Origin of the sequence: Saccharothrix deserti, assembly GCF_009769385.1 — a bacterium.
Lineage (GTDB): Bacteria > Actinomycetota > Actinomycetes > Mycobacteriales > Pseudonocardiaceae > Actinosynnema > Actinosynnema deserti.
On the sequence record NZ_VKAB01000011.1, the window covers coordinates 45,716 to 68,615 of the forward strand.

At 71.1% G+C, this 22,900-nt stretch carries 1 protein-coding gene; it reads left to right on the forward strand.

Features of this window, described 5'->3' with window-relative positions:
* The first annotated feature begins 408 nt into the window (after positions 1-408).
* Positions 409-22,899: a type I polyketide synthase gene (locus tag FM051_RS51850; protein ID WP_158845501.1), complete on the forward strand. Its 22,491-nt coding sequence runs from the start codon at positions 409-411 to the stop codon at positions 22,897-22,899.
* The last annotated feature ends 1 nt before the right edge of the window (position 22,900 follow it).

The following is a 22,900-nucleotide window of genomic DNA, read 5'->3' on the forward strand; positions in this document are numbered from 1 at the left end:
GCGCCCCGGTCCTGCGCGCCCCGGTCCTGCGCGCCCCGGTCCTGCGCGCCCCGGTCCTGCGCGCCCCGGTCCTGCCCGGCAACGCCGGACCGATGTGATTCAACGCACTGCGGTGCGGTTGTCCTGCGGGCGTGCACGGCGGATCGTGCGCCCTCGTGTGCGAGCGTCGCCACATTGAAGCCGAACCACGCCCGACGTGCCAGTGGCACGATCGGAATCCCGATGCGTGATTCCGGGAAACCTGAAACGCCCGTAGCCGGCTGTGCGAACCCGAGGTACGTTCAGCTCGCCCTTTCTGTGTTCGGGGAACAACTGCTCGACGGCGCGGTGATCATGGGCCGCATTGCTTTCGTCCGGTAACGACTCGAATCCTCGTGAGCGGAAGAGGGTGGCCCGATGGGGTTGGAAATGTTTCCGGAAGATGACCGGATCGCGGTCATCGGAATGTCCTGCCGGTTGCCGCAGGCGCCGGATCCGGCCGCGTTCTGGCGGCTGTTGCGCGAAGGCCGTGACGCGATCACCGCGCCACCGGAGGGCCGTGCGGGCGATCTCCCCGCGGGCTTCCTCGACCGGGTCGACACCTTCGACGCGGCGTTCTTCGGCATCTCGCCCCGCGAGGCCGCCGCGATGGACCCGCAGCAGCGCCTGGTGCTGGAGCTGACGTGGGAGGCCTTGGAGGACGCGCGGATCGTCCCCGGCACGCTCACCGGTGGCCGCACCGGTGTGTTCATCGGCGCGACCTGGGACGACTACACGACCCTGAGCTACCCCGCGCACGTCACCCCGCACACCATGACCGGCACGAACCGGGGCGTCATCGCCAACCGCGTGTCGCACTTCCTCGGCGTTCGCGGCCCCAGCCTGACCGTCGACGCGGCGCAGTCGTCCGCGCTGGTCGCGGTGCACCTGGCGGTCGAGAGCCTGCGGCGTGGCGAGAGCGAGTTAGCCATGGCCGGCGGGGTGAACCTCAACCTCACCGCCGGCCGCGAGACCAGCACGATCGAGTTCGGCGGCCTGTCCCCGGACGGCCGCAGCCGCACGTTCGACGCCCACGCCAACGGGTTCGCGCGCGGTGAAGGCGGCGGCGTGGTCGTGCTCAAGCCGCTGGCACGGGCGCTCGCCGACGGCGACCCGGTGCACGCCGTGATCCTCGGCAGCGCGGTGAACAACGACGGCCCGACCCGCAGCCTCACCGTGCCCAGCCCCGATGCGCAGGCCCAGGTCATCCGTGATGCCCTGACCAGCGCGGACGTCCGCCCGGACCAGGTGCAGTACGTCGAGTTGCACGGCACCGGAACCCCGGTGGGCGACCCGGTCGAAGCCGCGGGCCTCGGCGCCGCGCACGCGGAACGCGCCACCGAGCTGCTGGTCGGCTCGGCGAAGACCAACGTCGGCCACCTGGAAGGCGCGGCGGGCATCGTCGGCCTGCTCAAGACCGTGCTGAGCATCCGCCACCGCGCCCTGCCGGCCAGCCTCAACCACGCCACGCCCAACCCCGACATCCCGTTCGACGCGCTGAAGCTGCGGGTGCAGACCGAGCTGACCCCCTGGCCACGCGCAGACCAGCCGTTGATCGCCGGTGTGTCGGCCTTCGGCATGGGCGGCACGAACGCCCACGTGATCGTGGCGCAGGCCCCGGAAGCGCAGGTCGCAGAGTCTCAGGTCCTGGACGCGCAGGTCGCGGACGCGCAGGTCCTGGACGTGCAGGCCGTGGATGCGCAGGCCCCGGACGTGGAGCCCGGTGCGGTCGAGTCCGGTGGTGCGGTCGAGTTGGGGGCGGTGCCGTGGGTGCTGTCGGGTAAGACCGAGCAGGCGTTGCACGCGCAGGCCGGGCGGTTGCGCGACCACCTCGTCGCCCACCCGGAGCTGACGCCCGCCGAGGTCGGCCACGCGCTGGCGACCACACGCACGCACTTCGCGCACCGCGCCGTGCTCACCGGCGACTCGCTCACCGCGCTCGCCGAGGGCCGCCCGGCGTCCGACCTGGTCACCGGACGCGCCGCTGACCTGGGGCGGACGGTGTTCGTGTTCCCCGGTCAGGGCGCGCAGTGGATCGGCATGGGCCGCGAGCTCTACGCGACCGAGCCGGTGTTCCGGGACAGCATCGACGCGTGCGCCGAGGCTCTCGCACCCCACACGGGCTGGTCGCTGGTCGACGTCCTGCACGGCGACGCGCTGGACCGGGTCGACGTGGTGCAGCCCGCGCTGTTCGCGATGATGGTGTCGCTGGCGGCATTGTGGCGGTCCTACGGCGTCGAACCGGACGCGGTGGTCGGCCATTCCCAGGGTGAAATCGCCGCCGCGCACGTGGCAGGCGCATTGTCGTTGGCCGACGCGGCCCGTGTGGTGGCATTGCGCAGCCGCGCCCTTATCTCATTGGCCGGACGCGGTGGAATGACTTCCGTCACACTGCCGATAGGTGGAGTCGAGCAACTCATAGCACCTTGGAATGACCGCTTGACGGTCGCCGTCGTTAATGCACCGGACTCCGTCGTCGTGTCCGGTTCTCCGGATGCGCTGGCCGAGTTATCGACGGCTTGCGCGGCGGCGGGCATTCGGGCGCGCGCCATTCCGGTGGATTACGCCGCCCATTCGGCGCAGGTGTCGGCCATTCGGCAACGACTGCTCGCCGACCTCGCGGACGTGCGCCCGAGAGCCGGCGACGTGCCGTTCTACTCGGCGGTGACCGGCGGGCTGCTCGACACGGCCGGCCTCGACGCCGCCTACTGGTACCGCAACCTGCGCGACCCGGTCCGCTTCGACCTGGCCACCTCCGCGCTGCTCACCGACGGCCACGACGTGCTCATCGAGGTGAGCCCGCACCCGGTGCTGGTGCCCGCGGTGGAGCGGGGGAGCGTCGTCACCGGGACGCTGCGCCGCGATCGCGGTGGCCGGGAGGAGGTCCTGGCCGCGTTGGGCCGGGTGTTCGTGGCGGGCGGGCACGTCGACTTCACCCCCGCGTTCCCGACGACGACCAGGCCGGTGGACCTGCCCACCTACGCGTTCCAACGGCAGTCGCACTGGCTGGGCGGCGTGGCGCCCGAGGCACTGCCGGTCGAGCCGACCGCCGATCCCGGCGAGCACATCACCGCCGCCATCGCGGCCGTGCTCGGGCACGCCGACGCCACCGACATCGACCCCACGCTCACCTTCAAGGACCTGGGCTTCGACTCGGTCATGGGTGTCGCGCTGCGCGACCGCATCAACAGCGCGCTCGGCCTGCGGCTGTCGTCCGGGCTCATCTACGACCACCCGACGCCGGCCGAACTGGTGGCGCACCTGCGTCACGGTGCGGTCGACCAACCGGAACGCGTCACGGCCGTGGACGACGACCCGATCGTCATCGTGGGGATGGGCTGCCGGTTCCCCGGTGGAGTGGCGTCACCGGACGACCTGTGGCGGCTGGTCGTCGGTGAGGTGGACGCGATCGGTGACTTCCCGGCCGACCGGGGCTGGGACCTGGGCCGGCTGTACGACCCTGAGTTGCGCAGTGGGGGCACCAGTGCCGTGGGTAAGGGAGGGTTCCTCAACGAGCCGGCCGGTTTCGACGCGGCGTTCTTCGGGATCTCGCCGCGCGAGGCGGTGGCGATGGATCCACAGCAACGCCTGGTGCTGGAGACGGCCTGGGAGACGTTCGAGCACGCGGGCATCGATCCGACGTCGTTGCACGGCAGTCAGACCGGGGTGTTCACCGGCATCTGGTCGTCGGGGTACGCGGTCGGCATGCCGGTGCCGCAGGACGTGGAGGGCTATCTGGTCACCGGCACGGCGACCAGCGTGACCTCCGGCCGGGTCGCCTACCACCTGGGGTTACGTGGGCCGGCGCTATCGGTCGACACGGCGTGTTCGTCGTCGTTGGTGGCGATGCACCTGGCGGCGCAGGCGTTGCGGTCGGGTGAGTGCGATCTGGCGTTGGCCGGCGGCGTCACCGTGATGGCGACGCCGGTGATCTTCACCGAGTTCTCCCGCCAGCGCGGGCTCGCGCCGGACGGCCGCAGCAAGCCGTTCTCCGCTTCCGCCGACGGCACCAGCTGGTCGGAGGGTGCGGGTCTGGTGCTGTTGGAGCGGCTGTCGGACGCTCGGCGGCGTGGGCATCGGGTGCTGGCGGTGGTGGCGGGTTCGGCGGTGAACCAGGACGGCGCGTCGAACGGGTTGTCGGCGCCGAATGGTCCGTCGCAGGAGCGGGTGATCCGGCAGGCCTTGGCGAACGCGGGTCTGTCGCCGTCCGATGTGGACGCTGTGGAGGCGCACGGTACGGGCACGACTTTGGGTGATCCGATCGAGGCGCAGGCGTTGTTGGCGACGTATGGTTCGGAGCGTTCGGAGCCGTTGTGGTTGGGTTCGGTGAAGTCGAACATCGGCCACACCCAGGCGGCGGCGGGTGTGGCGGGCGTGATCAAGGTGGTGATGGCGCTTCGGCACGGCCGGCTGCCGAAGACCTTGCACGTGGACGAGCCGACGCCGCACGTGGACTGGACGACCGGGAACATCCGGCTGCTCACCGAACCCGCCGCCTGGCCCGCCACCGACCGCCCCCGCCGGGCGGCCGTGTCCGCGTTCGGCATCAGCGGCACCAACGCACACCTCGTTCTCCAGCAGGCCCCAGACGACATCGGACCCGACGCCACCGCACCGGACGAGACCGGCCGGACCGTGCCGTGGCTGGTGACCGCGAAGACCGAGGCGGCACTGCACGCCCAGGTCGAACGGCTGCACGAGTACGCGCTCACCCACCCGGACGTGCCGGTCGCCGCGATCGCGCGTGAACTGGCCACCCGTGCCCGATTCCGCCACCGGGCGGTGCTCGTCGGCGCGGATCGGGCCGAACTGCTCGCCACTCCGCCACCAGCCGCCCCACCGACCTCGATCGGCAACCTGGTGTTCGTGTTCCCGGGTCAGGGTGCGCAGTGGGTGGGGATGGGTCGTGAGTTGTATGCGGTGGAGCCGGTGTTTCGGGATGTGATCGATGCGTGTGCCGTAGCGCTTGCCCCGTATGTGGATTGGTCGTTGGTCGAGGTTTTGAACGGTGGTGTGCTGGATCGGGTTGATGTGGTTCAGCCGGCGTTGTTCGCGATGATGGTGGGTTTGGCGGCGTTGTGGCGTTCGCGTGGTGTGGAGCCGGATGCGGTGGTGGGGCATTCGCAGGGTGAGATCGCTGCGGCGTATGTGGCGGGTGCGTTGTCGCTGGAGGACGCCGCTCGTGTGGTGGCGTTGCGCAGCAGGGCTTTGGTGGGGATTTCGGGCCGGGGTGGCATGGTGTCGGTGTCGTTGCCTGCCGACTCGGGGTTGTTGGGTCGCTGGGGTGATCGGCTTACCGTCGCGGTGGTGAATTCGGCGTCCACGGTGGTGGTGTCGGGTGAGCCGGCCGCGTTGGACGAGTTGGTGGAGGTGTGTGGGCGGGAGGGTGTGCACGCTCGGCGGATCCCGGTGGACTACGCCGCGCATTCGGCCCAGGTGGAGGCGGTTCGGGAGCGACTGCTCACCGATCTGGCGGACATCGCTCCGATGCCGGCGCGGGTTCCGTTCTACTCGACGGTGACCGGCGGGTTGGTGGAGAGCGTCGATGCCGCGTACTGGTATCGGAATCTGCGTGAGCCGGTGCGGTTCGACTGGGCGAGCGAGGCGCTGTTGGCGGCCGGGCATGACGTGTTCGTGGAGGTCAGCCCGCATCCGGTGCTCGTGCCGACGTTGGAGGGCGCGACGGTCGCCACCGGCACCCTGCGCCGCGACCAGGGCGGGACCGGCGAATTCCTCACGGCCGCCGGACGACTGTTCGTAGCCGGTGTGGACGTCGACTGGACGCCCGCCCTGGCGCCGGCCCGTCGGGTGGACCTGCCCACCTACGCCTTCCAGCACGAGCACTACTGGCTCACGCCCGCCGCACCGGCAGTGGACCCGTGGCGGTACGAGGTCGCGTGGGCGCCGGTGACGCCCACCTCCGCTCCGGCCGGTCGGTGGCTGGTGCTGCGGCCCGACGGCGAGCACCCCTGGGTGGACGCGGCGGTGGAAGCGTTGCGGGACAGCGGTGTCGAGGTGGTCGACACGGCGGAGCGGGTCGACGGCGTGCTGTCGTTCCTGGCCTTCGACGAGTCGCCGCACCCGGACCACCCGGCCGTGCCCATGGGTGTGGCCCGGACGTTGGAGGCGGTGCGGGAACCGGCCGCCCCGCTGTGGTGCGTGACCCGTGGCGCGTTCGGCGACAACCCACGGCAGGCGCTGGTGTGGGGGCTGGGTGCCTCGGCGGCCCTGGAGTTCCCCGACCGGTGGGGTGGGCTCGTCGACGTCCCGGCCACGCCGGACCCGCTGAGCGTGCGACGGCTGCTCGCCGCGATCGGCGGCCGGGAAGACCAGGTCTCGATCCGCGCCGACGGCGTCTTCGCCCGCAGGTTGCGCCGGTCTCGACCGACACCGTCGGTGCGGACCTGGCGGCCGGAGGGCACCACCCTGATCACCGGCGGCACGGGTGCGCTCGGCGCGCGGGTGGCCCGATGGCTTGCCGGGCAGGGGGCCGAGCACTTGGTGCTGGTCAGCCGTAGCGGGCCGGATGCGCCCGGCGCGGCCGAGTTGCGTGCCGAACTGGCCGCGTCCGGTGCGCGGGTCACGGTGGCCGCGTGCGATGTGGCGGACCGTGCCGGACTGGCGGCTCTGCTGGACGAGATCGGCGAAGTCAGGTCGGTGTTCCACACCGCAGGCGTGATCAGGTCGAGCCGGCTGGCCGATGACGACGTGACCGGGTTCGCCGACGTGATCACCGCCAAGGTGGCCGGTGCGACGAACGTCGCAGACTTGCTACCCGACCTCGACGCGCTGGTGCTGTTCTCGTCGACGGCCGGTGTCTGGGGCGACGGCCACGGCGCGGCCTACGCGGCGGGCAACACGTTCCTCGACGCCCTCGCCGCTCGGCACCGTGCGCAGGGCAGGGCGACCACGTCGGTGGCGTGGGGCATCTGGGCCGAAGGTGGCATGGCCGCGCTGGAGTCCGTGCAGCGGCAACGGCGGCTGCTCGGGCTGGGCGAGATGGCGTCCGGACGCGCGCTCGCCGTGCTGCGGGACGTGCTCGACCAGGACATGCCGCACGCGGTGGTCACCCCGGTGGACTGGGCGGAGTTCGCGCCCGCCTACACCCGCCTCCGGCCCGGCAGGCTGCTCGCCGAACTGCCCGAAGCACAGGTCCGCGAGGAACGGCCGGAGCCGGCTGCCGTGGCGCCCGGTACCGACGTGCTCGACGGACTCGACGTGATCGACGTGATCACCACACACACGGCGGCCGTGCTGGGGCACGCCTCGCCGGACGCCATCGACAGCCGCCAGGCGTTCAAGGACCTCGGGTTCGACTCGCTGACCTCCGTCGAACTGCGCAACCGCCTCACCACGGCGTTCGGTCGGCGGCTGCCCTCGACGCTCGTCTTCGACCACCCCACGCCCGAACGGCTCGCCGCGTACCTGCGCGGGGAGAGCACCGCGACCGTGGCCACGTCCACCGTGTCGACCGACGAACCCATCGCGATCGTCGGCATGGGGTGCCGGTTCCCCGGCGGGGTCGAGTCGCCGGACGACCTGTGGCGGTTGGTGTCCGAGGGCGTGGACGCCATCAGCGGGTTTCCCGACGACCGGGGCTGGGACCTGGACCGGCTCTACGACCCCACGTCCGCCCGCCCGCGCACCTCGTCCACCCGGCACGGCGGGTTCCTGTCCGACGCTGCCGGGTTCGACGCGGCGTTCTTCGGGATTTCGCCGCGTGAGGCGTTGGCGATGGATCCGCAGCAGCGGGTGTTGTTGGAGACGGCGTGGGAGACCTTCGAGCACGCGGGGATCGATCCGACGTCGTTGCAGGGCAGCCGGACCGGCGTGTTCACGGGTATCTGGTCCACCGGGTACGCCGCCGGTCCGGTCCCGGACGACCTGGAGGGCTACCAGGTCACCGGCACGGCCACCAGCATCGGCTCCGGCCGGCTCGCCTACCTGCTCGGCCTGGTCGGACCGGCGCTGTCGCTGGACACCGGCTGCTCGTCGTCACTGGTCGCCCTGCACCTGGCCGCGCAGGCGCTGCGGTCCGGCGAGTGCGATCTGGCGCTGGCCGGCGGCGCCACGGTCAACGCCACCCCGTCGTTGTTCACCGAGATGTCCCGGCAGGGCGCGAGCGCGCCGGACGGCCGCAGCAAGTCCTTCGCCGCTGCCGCCGACGGTGCGGGGTGGGCCGAGGGCTCGGGTCTGCTGTTGCTGGAGCGGTTGTCTGATGCGCGTCGCAATGGTCATCAGGTGTTGGCTGTGGTGCGGGGGACGGCGGTGAACCAGGATGGTGCGTCGAACGGGTTGACCGCGCCGAACGGTCCGTCGCAGGAGCGGGTGATCCGGCAGGCTCTCGTGAACGCAGGTCTGGCACCGTCCGATGTGGACGCTGTTGAGGCGCACGGTACGGGTACTACTTTGGGTGATCCGATCGAGGCGCAGGCGTTGTTGGCGACGTACGGTGCGGATCGTCCGGAGCCGTTGTGGTTGGGTTCGGTCAAGTCCAACATCGGCCACACGCAGGCCGCCGCCGGTGCCGCCGGTCTGATCAAGATGGTGATGGCGCTTCGCCATGGCCGGCTGCCCAAGACGTTGCACGTGGACGAGCCCACGCCGCACGTGGACTGGACGGCCGGGAACGTTCGGCTGCTGACCGACTCCATCCCGTGGCCGGACACCGATCGTCCACGGCGTGCCGCCGTCTCCGCGTTCGGTATCAGCGGCACCAACGCCCACACGATCATCGAGCAGGCACCCCAGGAACAACCGGAGCCGGTGGGGGAGGTCGATCAGCTCTGGCTGCTGTCGGCCAAGACTCCTGAGGCGTTGCGGGACCAGGCCCGGCGGCTGCGCGACTTCATCACCGAAAAGTCCGGCGAGCATGTCGAGATCGGCCGTGTTTTGGCTGGTCGGGCGCGTTTCGATCATCGTGCTGTGGTGTTGGGTCCGGCGGGTTTGGGTGCGTTGGTCGAGGGACGTGAGCATCCGGGTTTGGTGACGGGGACGGCTTCGGTGTTGGGGAAGTCGGTGTTCGTGTTCCCGGGTCAGGGTGCGCAGTGGGTGGGGATGGGTCGTGAGTTGTATGCGGTGGAGCCGGTGTTTCGGGATGTGATCGATGCGTGTGCCGTAGCGCTTGCCCCGTATGTGGATTGGTCGTTGGTCGAGGTTTTGAACGGTGGTGTGCTGGATCGGGTTGATGTGGTTCAGCCGGCGTTGTTCGCGATGATGGTGGGTTTGGCGGCGTTGTGGCGTTCGCGTGGTGTGGAGCCGGATGCGGTGGTGGGGCATTCGCAGGGTGAGATCGCGGCGGCGTATGTGGCGGGTGCGTTGTCGCTGGAGGACGCCGCGCGTGTGGTGGCGTTGCGCAGCAGGGCTTTGGTGGGGATTTCGGGCCGGGGTGGCATGGTGTCGGTGTCGTTGCCTGCCGACTCGGAGATGTTGTCCCGTTGGGGTGACCGGTTGACGGTGGCGGTGGTGAATTCGGCGTCCACGGTGGTGGTGTCGGGTGAGCCGGCCGCGTTGGACGAGTTGGTGGAGGTGTGTGGGCGGGAGGGTGTGCACGCTCGGCGGATCCCGGTGGACTACGCGGCCCATTCGGCCCAGGTGGAGGCGGTTCGCGGGCGTCTGATGGCCGATCTGGCCGGTATCACGCCGATGCCGGCGCGGGTTCCGTTCTACTCGACGGTGACCGGCGGGTTGGTGGAGAGCGTCGATGCCGCGTACTGGTATCGGAATCTGCGTGAGCCGGTGCGGTTCGACTGGGCGAGCGAGGCGCTGTTGGCCACCGGGCATGACGTGTTCGTGGAGGTCAGCCCACATCCGGTGCTCGTGCCGACGTTGGAGGGCGCGACCGTCGCCACCGGCACCCTGCGCCGTGACGAAAGCGACTTCCGCGTCGCCTTGGCGAAACTGGTCGTCAACGGTTACCCGCTGCCGAAGCCCGCACCGGGCCGTGTCGCCCTGCCGACCTACCCGTTTCAGCGCACGCGCTACTGGCTCACGTCGAACGCGACGGAATCCGCGCTGGGCCACCCGCTACTGGACGAGTCCGTGGAACTGCCCGACGACCAGGGCGCTGTGTTGACCGGACGGCTGTCCACCCGCACACACCCGTGGCTGGCCGACCACGCGGTCGACGGAACGGTGCTGTTGCCCGGCACGGCGTTCGTGGAGCTGGTCACCGAGGCGGGACGCCTGCTCGGCTGCCCGGTCGTGGCGGACCTCGTGCTGCACGTGCCGCTGAACGTGACCGAACGCCCCGCACACGTCCAGGTGTTCGCGGGCGCGCCGGACCACGCGGATCGCCGGCCGGTCACCGTGCACTCCCGTGTCGACGGCGAGTGGGTTCGCCACGCGTCCGGGTCGCTCGCGCCCGACCACGCCGCAACCACGTCGGCGTGGACGCCCGGAGGCGAACCCGTCGACCCGGACGGCTTCTACGACTACCTCACCGGTCTCGGCTACGAATACGGCCCGGCGTTCCGTGGTGTGCGAACGCTCCGGCGCGGCGAGGACGAGGTGTTCGCCGAGGTGCAGGTTCCCGACGGCGGCGCGTTCGGCCTGCACCCGGCGCTGTTGGACGCGGCGCTGCAACCGGTGATCCTGCTCCACCCGGACGACCGGCTCCGGCTGCCGTTCTCCTTCACCGGCATCGCCGTGCACGCCACGGGCGTCTCGACGGCCCGGGTCCACTTGTCCCGCAAGGGGCCGGACGCCTTCACCGTCACGTTGACCGACCTGGCGGGCGCGCCGGTGGCGACGATCGACACGCTCACCGTTCGGCCGGCCGTCGAGACCAGGACGACGCTGCTGCGCACGGAGTGGGTCCCGTTGGCCGAGTCCGCGCCCGTGCCGGTGCGGCTCGGGCCGGTGCTCGCCGGATCGGCGGAGGCCGAGTCCGTGCACGCCCTCACGCGGCAGGCCCTGCGCCTGGTGCAGGACTTCCTGCACTCGGACGAGCCAGGTCGCCTGGTGGTGCCGACCCGCGCGGACGACCCGGCGGGTGCGGCGGTGCGTGGCTTGGTCCGCAGTGCCGCCGCCGAGCACCCCGGCCGATTCGTGCTGGTGGAGTTGGACGGGCACGCGACGCTCGCACAGGCGCTGGACGCCGGGGCGGTCGCGGGCGACGAACCGGAGTTGGCCATCCGGGGCGACGCGGTCCTCGTGCCCCGGCAGGTCTCGTTCATCCCGGAGCCGTCGTCGCCGGACGGTCCGTGGCGGCTGGTCGAGTCGGGCACCGGCAGCCTGGACGACCTGGCGTTCGCCGAGGTCGCCGAGGCTCCGCTGGAGCCGGGTCAGGTGCGGCTCGGGGTGCGCGCGGCAGGGCTGAACTTCCGTGACGTGCTCATCGCGCTGGGGATGTACCCGGATTCGGCGCTGCTGGGCGGCGAGGCGGCCGGGACGGTTCTCGAAGTCGGTCCCGGCGTTACGCGGTGGCAGGTTGGGGACCGGGTGCTCGGTCTCGCGTCGGGTGCGTTCGGACCCCGCGCGGTCGCTGATCACCGGTTGCTCGCGCCGATGCCGGACGGCTGGTCGTTCGCGCAGGCGGCGGCGGTGCCGGTGGCGTTCCTGACCGCGTGGCACGGCCTGGTGGACTTGGGTCTTACGCGACCGGGGGACCGGGTGTTGATCCACGCGGGCACCGGTGGTGTCGGTACGGCCGCGATCCAGCTGGCCCGCCACTTGGGTGCGGAGGTGTTCGCGACGGCGAGCCCTGGCAAGTGGGACGTGTTGCGGGGCTTGGGGTTGGACGACGATCACATCGCGTCGTCGCGGACGCTGGAGTTCGAGCAGCGCTTCCCGCGCGTGGACGTGGTGCTGAACTCGCTGGCGGGCGAGTTCACCGACGCGTCGCTCGGACTGCTCGCGCCCGGTGGCCGGTTCGTGGAGATGGGCAAGACCGACGTCCGTGCACCCGAAGGGGTGAGTTACCGGGCCTTCGACCTCAACGACGCCGACCCCGCGCACTTGGGTGACGTGCTGGCCGACGTGCTGCGGCTGTTCGCCGACGGCGAGTTCCGGCTGCCGCCGATCACGACGAGTGACATCGGGCGGGCGGTGGACGCGTTCCGGCTGATGAGCCAGGCCGGGCACGTCGGCAAGCTGGTGCTCACCGTCCCCCGACTGTCCGACGGCACGGTGTTGATCACCGGCGGCACGGGGACGCTCGGTCGGGCGTTGGCCGGGCACCTGGTCGCCAGGCACGGGGTGCGGCGGCTGGTGTTGGTGAGCCGTGGTGGCGGTGAGGCTCCGGACCTGGACGCGGACGTGCGGGTCGTGGCGTGTGACGTGTCGGACCGTGAGCAGGTGGCCGAGCTGGTGGCGTCGATCCCGGACTTGACCGCCGTCGTGCACGCGGCCGGTGTGCTGGACGACGCCGTGGTGCAGGGGCTCACCACCGGGCAGTTGGACCGCGTGCTGCGGCCCAAGGTGGACGGCGCCTGGCACCTGCACGAACTGACCACCGACCTCGACGCGTTCGTGCTGTTCTCCGCTGCCGCGGGCGTGCTGGGCAACGCCGGACAGGCCAACTACGCGGCGGCCAACTCCTACCTCGACGCGCTGGCGCGTCACCGGCACGCGAACGGCCTGCCCGCCGTGTCGATGGCGTGGGGCTATTGGGTGGAGGAGAGCGGGATGACCGCGCACCTCACCGAGACCGACAAGGAGCGCTTCGCCCGCGCCGGTATCGCGCCGATGACGACCGAACGAGCGTTGGCGCTGTTCGACGCGGCCCTGGCCAGTGGACAGCCCGCCGTGACGACCGCGCACCTGACCGCTGTGCCCGTGACCGCTGTTTCCGTGACAACTGGGACACCTCGCGCGCTCCCGCCGCCCGCCGCTCCCGAAGCCGACCTGCTGTCCCTCGTCATCACGCACGCCACGGCCGTGCTCGGTCACACCGACGCGTCGGCGGTCAAGCCCCGGTTGGCCTTCCGCGACCTCGGGTTCGACTCGCTCACCGCCGTGGAGCTGCGCAACCGGCTCACCACCGCGACGGGACTCCGGCTGCCCGCGACCCTCGTCTTCGACCACCCGACGCCCGACGAGTTGGCCGAGCACCTGCGGCTGGAACTGCTGGGCACGCGGAAGGAGATCGCTGCCCCGGTGGTGGAGGTGGTGGACGACGACCCGATCGTGATCGTGGGTATGGGGTGTCGTTTGCCTGGTGGTGTGGGGTCGCCGGAGGATCTGTGGCGTTTGGTGTCGGATGGTGTGGATGCGATCACGGGGTTCCCGGCGGATCGTGGTTGGGATCTTGAGCGTCTTTATCACCCGGATCCTGATCATCCGGGGACCAGTTACACGCGTTCGGGTGGGTTTTTGTCGGATGTGGCTGGGTTCGACGCGGATTTCTTCGGGATTTCGCCGCGTGAGGCGTTGGCGATGGACCCGCAGCAACGGGTGTTGCTGGAGACTTCGTGGGAGACGTTCGAGCACGCGGGCATCGATCCGACGTCGTTGCGGGGCAGCCAGACCGGCGTGTTCACCGGCCTGTGGTCCTCGGGGTACGGGGGCATCACCGACCAGGCGCCGCGCGACGCCGAGGGCTACCTGGCGACCGGTATCTCACCGAGCGTCACGTCCGGTCGCGTCGCCTACCTGCTCGGGTTACGTGGTCCGGCACTGTCGGTGGACTCCGCCTGCTCGTCGTCGTTGGTTGCGATGCACTTGGCGGCGCAGGCGCTGAGGTCGGGTGAGTGCGACCTGGCGTTGGCCGGCGGCGTCACGGTGATCGTGAACCCGTTGGGGTTCACGGAGTTCTCCCGTCAGCGCGGCTTGGCCGCCGACGGTCGGTGCAAGCCGTTCTCCGCTGCCGCCGACGGCACCAGCTGGGGTGAAGGTGCCGGTCTGGTGCTGTTGGAGCGGCTGTCGGACGCTCGGCGGCGTGGGCATCGGGTGCTGGCGGTGTTCGCCGGTTCGGCGGTGAACCAGGACGGCGCGTCGAATGGGTTGACGGCGCCGAATGGTCCGTCGCAGGAGCGGGTGATCCGGCAGGCTCTGGCGAACGCGGGTCTGGCACCGTCCGATGTGGACGCTGTAGAGGCGCACGGTACGGGCACGACTTTGGGTGATCCGATCGAGGCGCAGGCGTTGTTGGCGACGTATGGTTCGGAGCGTTCGGAGCCGTTGTGGTTGGGGTCGGTCAAGTCGAACATCGGCCACACTCAGGCGGCGGCCGGTGTTGCTGGTGTGATCAAGATGGTGATGGCGCTGCAGCACGGCCGGCTGCCCAAGACGTTGCACGTGGACGAGCCGACGCCACACGTGGACTGGACGGCCGGGGACGTGCGGCTGCTCGCCGACACCGTGCCGTGGCCGGAGACCGGCCGTCCACGTCGTTCGGGTGTGTCGTCGTTCGGGGTCAGCGGCACGAACGCGCACGTCATCATCGAACAGGCGCCGCAGCCCCAGTTGGTGACACGACCGGAGTCCGTCGACACCCGACGCGTGCCGTGGGTGATCACCGGCAAGACCGAGCGGGCGGTCCGCGAGCAGGCCCGCAGGTTAGCCGCGTTCACCGAGTCGGCTGATGCGTCCGCCGTCGCCCGTGTTTTGGCTGGTCGGGCGCGTTTCGATCACCGTGCGGTGGTGGTGGATCCGGCGGGTTTGGGTGCGTTGGCCGAGGGGCGTGAGCATCCGGGGCTTGTGGTGGGCACGGCCTCGGCGTTGGGGAAGTCGGTGTTCGTGTTCCCGGGTCAGGGTGCGCAGTGGGTGGGGATGGGTCGTGAGTTGTATGCGGTGGAGCCGGTGTTTCGGGATGTGATCGATGCGTGTGCCGTAGCGCTTGCCCCGTATGTGGATTGGTCGTTGGTCGAGGTTTTGAACGGTGGTGTGCTGGATCGGGTTGATGTGGTTCAGCCGGCGTTGTTCGCGATGATGGTGGGTTTGGCGGCGTTGTGGCGTTCGCGTGGTGTGGAGCCGGATGCGGTGGTGGGGCATTCGCAGGGTGAGATCGCGGCGGCGTATGTGGCGGGTGCGTTGTCGCTGGAGGACGCCGCGCGTGTGGTGGCGTTGCGCAGCAGGGCTTTGGTGGGGATCTCGGGCCGGGGTGGCATGGTGTCGGTGTCGTTGCCTGCCGACTCGGAGTTGTTGGGTCGCTGGGGTGATCGGCTTACCGTCGCGGTGGTCAACTCGGCGGACGCCGTGGTGGTGTCAGGGGAACCGGCCGCGCTGGCCGAACTGGTGGCGGCATGTGACGCCGAGGGCATCAGGGCCCGTGTCCTCCCGGTGGACTACGCCGCGCATTCGGCACAGGTGGAGGCCGTTCGGGAGCGACTGCTCACCGAGTTGGCGGACATCACTCCGCTGCCCGCGCGCGTTCCGTTCTACTCGACGGTGACCGATGGGTTGGTGGAGAGCGTCGATGCCGCGTACTGGTATCGCAACCTGCGGGAGCCGGTGCGGTTCGACCGGGCTGTCGAAGCGTTGACGGCTGCCGGGCACGACGTGTTCGTGGAGGTCAGCCCGCATCCGGTGCTGGTGCCCACGTTGGAAGACGTCACCGTCGCCACCGGCACCCTGCGCCGCGACCAGAGCGACTTCACCGCCGCCGCGGCCCGGCTGTTCGTCGCCGGGGTGGACGTCGCCTGGCCGGTGCCCGCCGCCGGCCACGTGGACCTGCCCACCTACGCCTTCCAGCACGAGCGCTACTGGCTGGCCGCCGTGCCGGGCTCCGCCGACGTCACCGCGGCCGGTCTGGACTCGACCGACCACCCGCTCCTCGGCGCCGCCGTGGAACTCGCCGCGGGCCAGGGCGTGGTGCTCACCGGACGGCTGTCGACGGCCACCCACCCGTGGCTGGCCGACCACGCGATCCACGGTTCGGTGTTGCTGCCGGGCACCGGGTTCGTGGAACTGGCCCTGCGGGCAGGCGGCCAGGTCGGGCGGCGCGTGCTGGACGAGCTGCTGCTGGAAGCCCCGATGGTGCTGCCCGCGCAGGGGTCGGTGCTGGTCCAGGTCGTGGTCGACGCCGCGAACGCGGTCACCATCCACTCCCGCGTCGATGACGTCTGGGTGCGGCACGCAACCGGCACGCTCGGCGTCGAGGCACCCGTGACCGAGGTCCTGGAGTGGCCGTCGGACGCGGAACCCGTCGACCTCACCGGCTTCTACGACGACCTCGCCGATCGCGGCTACGAGTACGGTCCGGCGTTCGAGGGCGTGCGGGCCGTGTGGCGGCGCGGCGACGACCTCTACGCCGAGGTCGCCCTCGACGTCCGTGACGGGTTCGACCTGCATCCCGCGCTGCTCGACGCCGCGTTGCAACCGCTCACGCTCGTCGCGCCGGACAGGCTGCCGTTCTCGTTCGCCGGGGTCACCGTGCTGAAGGCCGGGGTGTCGGCGGCACGCGCCCGATTGACGCCGACCGGGCCCGACACCTACCGCGCGCTGCTCGCCACCGACACCGGTGAGCCGGTGGCCGTGGTGGACGCGCTGACCGTGCGGCCGATGACGGCGGACTTCCACACCCGCGACAACCGCTTGTTCCGCCTCGACTGGGTTCCCGTCACACCGACCTCACCGGTGGACGCTCTGGAGCCGATGGTCCACCACGTGGTCAGCGCGCCGGGAGCCGATCCGGTCGAGGCCGCGCACACCCTGGCCGCCGAGACCCTGGCCGTCATCCAGGACTTCCTGCGCGACTCGGATGACCGGAAGCTCGCGATCGTCACGCACGGCGCTGTGTCCGCTGGTCCGGGGTCCGGCTTGACCGACCTCGCCGCGTCCACTGCCTGGGGACTGGTTCGGGCGGCGGAGGCCGAGCACCCCGGCCGGTTCGCGTTGGTCGACGTGGACCACGACGGCGAGGTCCGGGTGCCTGCCGACGAGTTCCAGGTGGCGGTCCGCGGTGACGCGGTGCTCGCGGCCCGGCTGAACCGCGTGACGGGCGAAGCCGGTGCGCTCGACCTGGACGGCACCGTGCTCATCACCGGAGGCACCGGCACCCTGGGCGTCCTGCTGGCCCGGCACCTGGTGGCCCGGCACGGCGTCCGGCGACTCGTACTGCTCAGCCGCCGAGGCGGCGAGGTGGAGATCGAGGGCGCGGACGTGTCGGTCGTGGCGTGTGACGTCACCGACCGGGCGGTGCTCGCCGACGTGCTCGCGTCGATCCCCGACCTGTGCGCCGTCGTGCACGCGGCGGGTGTGCTGGACGACGGCGTGGTGGCGTCGCTGACCCCGGAACGCCTGCACGACGTGCTGCGGCCGAAGGTGGACGCCGCGTGGCACCTGCACGAGCTGACCCGACACCTCGACCTGAAGGCGTTCGTGCTGTTCTCGTCGGCGGCCGGGGTGCTCGGCGGTGCGGGCCAGGGCAATTACGCCGCGGCCAACGCCTTCCTGGACGCTCTGGCGGCGCATCGGCACGCCCTCGGCCTCCCCGCCGTGTCGCTGGCGTGGGGTCAGTGGGCGCAGGCCAGCGGCCTGACCGGCGGCCTGACCGAGGCCGACCAACGCCGCCTGGAGCGATCCGGGGTCGTGCCGATGTCGACCGAGCACGCGCTGGCGCTGTTCGACGCGGCCCTGGCCGACGGCGGTCCCGCGTTGGTGCCAACTCGACTCGACCTCACCGCGCCGTCGCTGCGCGGGCTGACGCGGCGGGCGCGGCGGATCGTGGAGACCGGCTTGGCGTATCGGCTCGCGTCGCTGTCCGAGGGCGAACAGCACGCCGTCCTGCTCGATCTGGTCAGCACGCACACCGCCGTGGTGCTGGGACGGTCCGACGGGGTTGCCGCGCGACGGGCGTTCAAGGATCTCGGGTTCGACTCGTTGACGGCGGTGGAGCTGCGCAACCGGCTGGCCACGGCACTCGACGTGAAGCTGCCCGCCACACTGACGTTCGACTACCCGACGCCGACCGCCCTCGCCGCCCACCTGCGGGACGTCCTGCTCGGTCGGGAACGCCGGGAACCTCGTGCTGTCGCGCCGGTCGCGGTGGCGGATGACCCGGTCGTGGTGGTCGGTATGGGGTGTCGGTTCCCCGGTGGCGTGGCGTCGGCGGCCGACCTGTGGCGGTTGGTGTCCGACGGAGTGGACGCGATCGGCGACTTCCCCGGTGACCGGGGCTGGGACCTCGACAAGCTCTACGACCCGGCGGGTGGGCCGGGCACCAGCTACACGCGTTCGGGTGGTTTCCTCCGTGAGGCGGCCGGGTTCGACGCGGCGTTCTTCGGGATCTCGCCGCGTGAGGCGTTGGCGATGGATCCGCAGCAGCGGGTGTTGTTGGAGACGGCGTGGGAGACCTTCGAGCACGCGGGGATCGATCCGACGTCGTTGGAGGGCAGCCGGACGGGGGTGTTCACCGGCATCTGGTCGTCCGGCTACGGCGGCGGCGTTCAGCCACCCGACCTGGAGGGCTACCTGGCCACCGGGGTCGCGACGAGCGTGACGTCCGGCCGGGTCTCCTACCTGCTGGGGCTGGTGGGGCCGGCGGTGTCGGTGGACACGGCGTGTTCGTCGTCGCTGGTGGCGATCCACCTGGCGGCGCAGGCGCTGCGGTCCGGTGAGTGCGATCTGGCGTTGGCCGGCGGTGTGACGATCATGGCGACGCCGTCCGGGTTCGTGGAGTTCTCCCGGCAGCGCGGCCTGGCGGCGGACGGGCGGATCAAGTCGTTCGCGGACGCCGCCGACGGCACCAGTTGGTCTGAGGGCTCGGGCCTGGTGCTGCTGGAGCGGTTGTCTGATGCGCGTCGCAATGGTCATCAGGTGTTGGCTGTGGTGCGGGGGACGGCGGTCAACCAGGATGGTGCGTCGAACGGGTTGACGGCGCCGAACGGCCCGTCGCAGGAGCGGGTGATCCGGCAGGCTTTGGCGAACGCGGGTCTGGAACCGTCCGATGTGGACGCTGTTGAGGCGCACGGTACGGGTACTACTTTGGGTGATCCGATCGAGGCGCAGGCGTTGTTGGCGACGTACGGTTCGGAGCGTTCGGAGCCGTTGTGGTTGGGTTCGGTCAAGTCCAATATCGGTCACACCCAGGCCGCTGCCGGCATCGCGGGCGTGATCAAGATGATCGAGGCGATGCGGCACGGTGCCCTTCCTCGCACCCTCCACGTCGACCAACCCACCACGCACGTGGACTGGCAGACCGGCGAAGTCCGGCTCTTGACCGAGGCCACGCCCTGGCCGGCCGTCGACCACCCGCGCCGCGCGGGCGTGTCGTCCTTCGGTATCAGCGGCACGAATGCCCACGTGATCCTCGAACAGGCGCCCGAGGCCGAACCGGTCGAGGTGGTCGGGCCGGTGCCGTGGTTGTTGTCGGCGAAGTCGGCGGAGGCGTTGCGGGCGCAGGCCCGGAGTCTGCGCGAGTTCGCGGACGACCCGGCGTCGGTCGGTGCGGCTCTGGCCCGCCGGGCGCGGTTTGCGTACCGTGCCGCGCTCACCGATCCGACCACGCTCGTGGCCGACCTCGACGCGCTGGCCCGTGGCGACGCGCCCATCGGTGAAGCCCGAACCGGCAAGACCGCGTTCGTGTTCTCCGGCCAGGGTTCGCAGTGGACCGGTATGGGCCGACGCCTCTACGACGCCCACCCGGTGTTCGCGCAGGCCTTGGACGAGGTGTGCGGGCAGCTCGGCTTGGCGTTGTGGGAGGTCGACCTCGATCAGACGCGCCATACGCAGCCGGCGTTGTTCGCGATCGAGGTGGCGCTGTACCGGTTGGTCGAGTCGTTGGGGATGAAGCCGGATTACCTGGTCGGGCATTCGATCGGGGAGATTGCCGCTGCGCACGTGGCCAGCGTGTTGAGCCTTGAGGACGCGTGCACGTTGGTGTCGGCGCGTGGCCGGTTGATGCAGGAGTTGCCGCCTGGTGGGGCGATGGTGTCGATTCGGGCTGCCGAGGAGGAGGTCGCGGAGACGTTGCCCGAGGGGGTGACCATCGCGGCGGTCAACGGGCCTGAGGCGGTGGTGATCTCCGGTGACGAGGACGCGGTGCTGGAGGTCGCGGACCTGTGGGAGACGTTGGGGCACGAGACGCGGCGGCTGACGGTGAGCCATGCGTTCCACTCGTCGCGGATGGATCCGATGTTGGGGGAGTTCGCGCGGGTCGCGGAAGGCCTGAGCTACCACCGGCCGTCGGTTCCGATCGTCTCCACGGTGACGGGTGAGCCGGCCGACTTGGACACGCCGTCCTATTGGGTGCGGCAGGCGCGGGAAGTGGTGCGGTTCGCGGACAGCATGGGGTGGTTGCGTGCCAGTGGTGTGACGGCGTTCCTGGAGATCGGGCCGCATCCGACGTTGGTCCCGACCGGTGTGATGCGCCGTGACCACGACGAACCCGAACGCCTCCTCGCCGCCCTCGGCAGGATATGGGAGCAAGGCGCGGAGTGGACCCTGCCCACCGCGCACGCGGAGCTGCCCACCTACGCGTTCCAACGCGAGCGGTTCTGGCTGATGCCCACCACTCCGACGGACGTCACGGGGGCCGGGCTCGGCACGGTCGACCACCCCCTGTTGGGCGCGGTGGTGGAGTTGCCGGACGACCAGGGCGTGGTGTTGACCGGGCAGATGTCCCCGGCCGCCCAGCCGTGGCTCGCCGAGCACACCGTCCTCGGTTCCGTGCTGCTGCCGGGCACCGCGTTCGTGGAACTGGCCCTGCGAGCGGGCGGGCAGGTGGACTGCCCGGTGGTCGAGGAGTTGGCGCTGGAAGCACCTCTGGTGCTCACCGGCGCGGTCGACGTCCGCGTCGCGGTCGGTCCGCCGGATCAGGCCGGGCGGCGCAGCGTCGCGGTGCACTCCAAGGCCGGCGGCGACTGGGTGCGGCACGCCACCGGCACGTTGGGAGCAGGCGTCGCGCCTCCGGCCCCGTGGAGCGAGCCGGCCACCGAGCCGGTCGACCTCGGCGGCTTCTACGACTCCTTGGCCGATGCCGGGTTCGAGTACGGTCCGACGTTCCAAGGCCTGCGGGCGGTCCGGCGGGCGGGCAGCGACATCTACGCCGATGTCGAACTGCCCGCCGACGGTGACCGGTTCGCGGTGCACCCGGCTCTGCTGGACGCCGCGCTCCAGGCCGTCACGATCGCGGACGACCGCGCCAAGATGCCGTTCTCGTTCGCAGGGGTCGCGGTGTGGGCGACCGGCCGCACGACGGCGCGAGTCCGGCTGTCCGCCACCGGCACCGAGACCTACCGCGTCAGCCTGATCGGCCTCGACGGTGAGCCGATCGCGGCCATCGAATCGCTGACGTTGCGCGCACCTTCGGCCACACCCCGACCACAAGCTCTCTACCGCGTCGCCTGGCCCGAGCTGGAGATGATTCCAGCCTCGACCCCGGAGTTTGACCGGATCCACCACGCCACCGACCCGGTCGAGACGCTGCGAGTGGTGCAGGACTTCCTGACCGAAACGGAGTCCGGGATCGAGTCCGGGACCGAGTCCGACGGCAGGGCGGCACGACTGGTCGTGGTGACCCGTGGCGCGGTGTCGGTGCGGGGCGAGGACGTCACGGACCTGCGGGCCGCCGCAGTCTGGGGCCTGGTCCGCTCCGCCGCCACGGAGAACCCCGGACGGTTCGTCCTGGTCGACACCGACACCGACGGCCCTCCGCCAACCGCGGGCGACGAGCCGCAACTGGCGATCCGCGCCGGACGGGTCCACGTGCCTCGCCTGGAACACGCCGAGTTCGCACCACTGCCCTCGACCCTCAGCCCCGACGGCACCGTGCTCATCACCGGCGGCACGGGCGTGCTGGGCGCCGCGATCGCCCGCCACCTGGTCGCCGACCACGGCGTCACCCGCCTGGTCCTGGTCAGCCGACGCGGCCCGGACGCGCCCGGCGCAGCCGAACTGGTGGCAGAGCTGGGTACCGCGGTCACGGTCGTCGCCTGCGACGTGGCCGACCGCGACGCCGTGGCCCGACTCCTGGCCGAGCACCCGGTCACCTCGGTCGTGCACGCGGCCGGCGTGCTGGACGACGCCGTTGTCCAGTCGTTGGACACCGAGCGGTTCGCCAAGGTCTGGCGTCCCAAGGCCGATGCCGCACGGCACCTGCACGAGCTGACCGGCGACTTGGAAGCGTTCGTGCTGTTCTCCTCCGCCGCGGGCGTGCTGGGCGGACCGGGGCAAGCCAACTACGCCGCCGCGAATGCCTTCCTCGACGCCTTGGCCGCGCACCGGCACGCCAACGGCCTGCCCGCCGTGTCGCTGGCCTGGGGACACTGGGCGCAGGCCAGCGGTATGACGAGCGGCCTCACCGATGCCGACCGGCAGCGGATGGCCAACGCGGGCGTGCTGCCGATGGACACCGAAGAGGCCTTGGCCCTGTTCGACGCCGCCCTCACCGCGGGCGAACCCGCACTGGCGCCGGTCCGGCTCGACCTGCCCGCCCTGCGCAGGGCAGGCGACCCGCCCGCGTTGCTGCGCGCCATGGTGCGCTCACGCCGCCAACGCGTCGTGGACCCGACGACCGACGTGCTGGACCTGGTCCTGCGGACGGTCGCCCACGTGCTCGGCCACGCCTCCACCACGGCCATCGGCCCGAACCAGGCGTTCAAGGACCTCGGGTTCGACTCGCTGACCGCCGTCGAGCTGCGCAACCAGCTCGACGCGGAAACCGGGCTGCGGCTGCCCGCCACGCTCACCTTCGACCACCCGACACCCGGCCGGCTCGCCGACCACCTGCACGGCAGGCTCACCGCCGGCGCGCCGGACCCCGTGCTGGCCGAGCTCGACAAGCTGAAGTCCACTCTGGACGCGACAACGGCGGACACCGACCACGGCGAGATCGCCGTCCGCCTGGAAGCGCTGCTCGCCTCGTGGACCGCCAAGCGCGGCAAGGTCGAGGACGACCTGGACGACGCCACGGACAGCGAGCTGTTCAGCATCCTCGACGACGAACACCGCAGGACCCAGGTCATCCGATCGGGCGAGTACCGCGACGCGGGGGAGTAGC